This is a genomic window from Nostoc sp. 2RC (assembly GCF_014222165.1).
Classification (GTDB): Bacteria; Cyanobacteriota; Cyanobacteriia; order Cyanobacteriales; family Nostocaceae; genus Nostoc; species Nostoc linckia.
The window spans coordinates 1-2,562 of sequence record NZ_JACKZU010000613.1; the positions used below are offsets into that span (position 1 = coordinate 1).

The 2,562-nt window shown below is 42.7% G+C and carries 4 protein-coding genes; 3 read left to right on the forward strand and 1 reads right to left on the reverse strand.

Going from position 1 to position 2,562, the window contains the following annotated elements; genetic code table 11:
• Positions 1–522, reverse strand: a 522-nt coding sequence (locus GNE10_RS33720) for a DUF4188 domain-containing protein (RefSeq protein ID WP_185570389.1), incomplete at its 3' end; no start/stop codon positions are given.
• Positions 523–619: 97 nt separating this feature from the next.
• On the opposite strand from GNE10_RS33720, the gene GNE10_RS33725 reads away from it, so the two are divergent.
• The 3 genes from GNE10_RS33725 to GNE10_RS33735 all read left to right on the forward strand — a co-directional run bounded on the left by GNE10_RS33725 (position 620) and on the right by GNE10_RS33735 (position 2,533).
• Positions 620–1,183: a PadR family transcriptional regulator gene (locus GNE10_RS33725; protein WP_185570390.1), complete on the forward strand. Its 564-nt coding sequence runs from the start codon at positions 620–622 to the stop codon at positions 1,181–1,183.
• Between the two features lie 188 nt (positions 1,184–1,371).
• Complete coding sequence (locus GNE10_RS33730) at positions 1,372–1,875, forward strand: DNA recombination-mediator protein A (RefSeq protein WP_073641923.1); 504 nt, start codon at positions 1,372–1,374, stop codon at positions 1,873–1,875.
• Between the two features lie 265 nt (positions 1,876–2,140).
• A complete protein-coding gene (locus GNE10_RS33735; RefSeq protein ID WP_185570391.1) occupies positions 2,141–2,533 on the forward strand; it encodes an MAPEG family protein in 393 nt (130 codons plus the stop codon).
• Positions 2,534–2,562: the final 29 nt, after the last annotated feature.

Below are 2,562 nucleotides of genomic sequence, written 5' to 3' on the forward strand. Positions count from 1 at the left end.
TCCCCCCATCTCCCCATCTCCCCCAGGCGAAGGCACAGCAGGCTCATTGTCACCTCCCAAGCGACGGCGCGCTGTTTCCCTTCTTCCCTTAGCTGGAACGTGCTTAGTTGCAGCAGCTAATCCAAATACAGGCATATTTCCATAGACTGCCTCATATTTTCCCGGCTCGATTAAATAAGTTTCGTGCCAAATACCAACACTGCCATCAGCACCAACAGAGCGATTAAACCTTTGCCAAGCTTCTAGATGTATATCTGCGGGATTTCTGGCAAAACCCTCTAAATCCTCAAACGATCGCCAATACTGAATCAGCCCTACTCCCCGTGAGTAAATGAAACCTTCTCCCCCTAAAAATCCCTTTTCGGGATTTTGCCGGAGGCTGCGTAGCATCGGCGACATTGCCCTAGCTGTGGGAATCCATTTAGAAAAAGCAAACAATTTGTTAATCCTCATCCCAATCAGAAACACAACAAAGGGTTCATCGATCTCGGCGGTAAATCTTCCTGGCATGACTTGAGGCATGAGTTACACTCCTTATGCTTTTGGATTATTATGCAATTAGTTGCATATAATTATTTTATGCAACTAATTGCATAAGTCAAGTAGTGAATTAAAAATCATGGCATTAGCCCACGCGATATTAGCTGCTCTAATTAACGCCCCTTGTAGTGGGTATGATTTAGCAAAGCGATTCGATGGCTCTGTAGGCTTTTTTTGGTCAGCCAGCCACCAGCAGATTTATCGAGAGCTGTCAAAGCTAGAAGACCAAGGTTGGATTAGTTGCCAAACAATTCTGCAAGCAGGACGGCCAGACAAAAAGCTTTACACTGTCACAGACTTGGGAGAACAGCAGCTAAAAAAGTGGATTGCTCAACCTTCTGAACCCACACCAATAAAAGATGATTTACTTGTAAAGATTTTTGCTGCTCGTGTTGCTTCTAAAGAGACGATTTTGGCAGAAATAGAGCAACATCAAAAAGCCCACCTAGAAAAATTGTCTACATACAAGAATTTAGAACAGCATTACTTTCGGAATCCTCAAAAACTCTCACAACCAGAACAATTTCAGTATTTGACTCTCTTGAATGGAATTAGTTACGAAAAACATTGGTTAGCTTGGTGCGATGGCGTCATTGAGTTATTAAAAGGGAACGGAGAACAGGAAATAGGGTTGGGGGATTAAGTGGATATGGGGCATTGGGCATGGGGCATTGGGCATTAAAAAGTCAAAAGTTCGTGCCCCATTTTCTTTACCCAAGGAAGTTGAACCAAAAAAAGTGAAAAATTGTAGTGATGTCTAACTCGGTTTGCCTCGCACCTACACGCTCTTTGGTAGAATAGCTGGGTCGTTCAATATGATTATGTCTATCTTTGAGTCAGTCAACAGACCTTATTAACGTCGATACATTAGCGCAAGAACTGGCGACAATTCAGCAAACGGGTTCTAAAAGAATTGCCTTGCTGGGTTCTCGTCATGTGCCGATTACACATCAGAATCTTATTGAAATGATGACATATGCCCTGGTTTTATCGGGTAATCGAATCATCACTTCTGGTGCCATAGGTACAAATTCTGCTGCCATCCGGGGAGCAACTAGGGCCGATCCAAACTTGTTAACCGTGATTCTACCCCAAAGCTTGGAACGCCAGCCCTTAGAATCCCGCCAGCAACTAGAACAGGTAATGCATCTGGTGGAAAATCCCAGTAATGATAATCTGTCTCTGGCTGAAGCTAGTTACTTGTGCAACAAGGAAATTGTTTCTCGTTGCCAGCAATTAATTTGCTTTGCATTTCACGACAGCCGCACTTTGTTGCAAACTTGTCAAGATGCAGAAGAACAAAGAAAAGTGGTGACACTCTTTTACTTTGATTAGTCATTTGTCAAAAGTCCTTCGTCCTTTGTCCTAGTTCGTGGTAATCAAACTAAGCTGTTACGCAAACAAAATTGCACATTAACTAGTGAAAGTTGTCCTTTGTCAAAAGTTCTTTGTTTTTAGAAACACAAATGACTAATGACAATTTATACGGAAAATAGTGCAATATATAGGCGCATTAGCTTAAAGCACGTCTATATATTTGACTAATGACCAATGACCAATGACCAATGACCAATGACTAATGACTAGTGACTAATAACCAATGATAATTTTTTTGTACTCCATCGCTGCTGCTGCCGTTCTGATTTACGTGCCTTTTTTGGTAGTAGCTTATGCTCGTGTGCGTGTTGGCTACGATTTGTCTGCCCCTCGCGCTATGTTTGATAAATTGCCACCCTATGCTCAAAGAGCCACTTGGGCACATCAGAATTCCTTTGAAGCGTTTATGGTATTTGCCGCAGCCGCATTCATGGCATACGTAACTGGTGTAAATTCTTCTACAGCAGCTACAGCTGCCATCGCCTTTGTGGCTGCACGTTTTCTTTACTCAATTTTTTATATTTTGAATATACCCGTTTTGCGATCGCTGATGTTTGGTATCGGCTCCCTTAGCTCTGCTATTCTGATCTTCCTAAGCATCATCCAAGCAAGTTAATTGGCCAAATAGGGCATGGGGCATGGGGC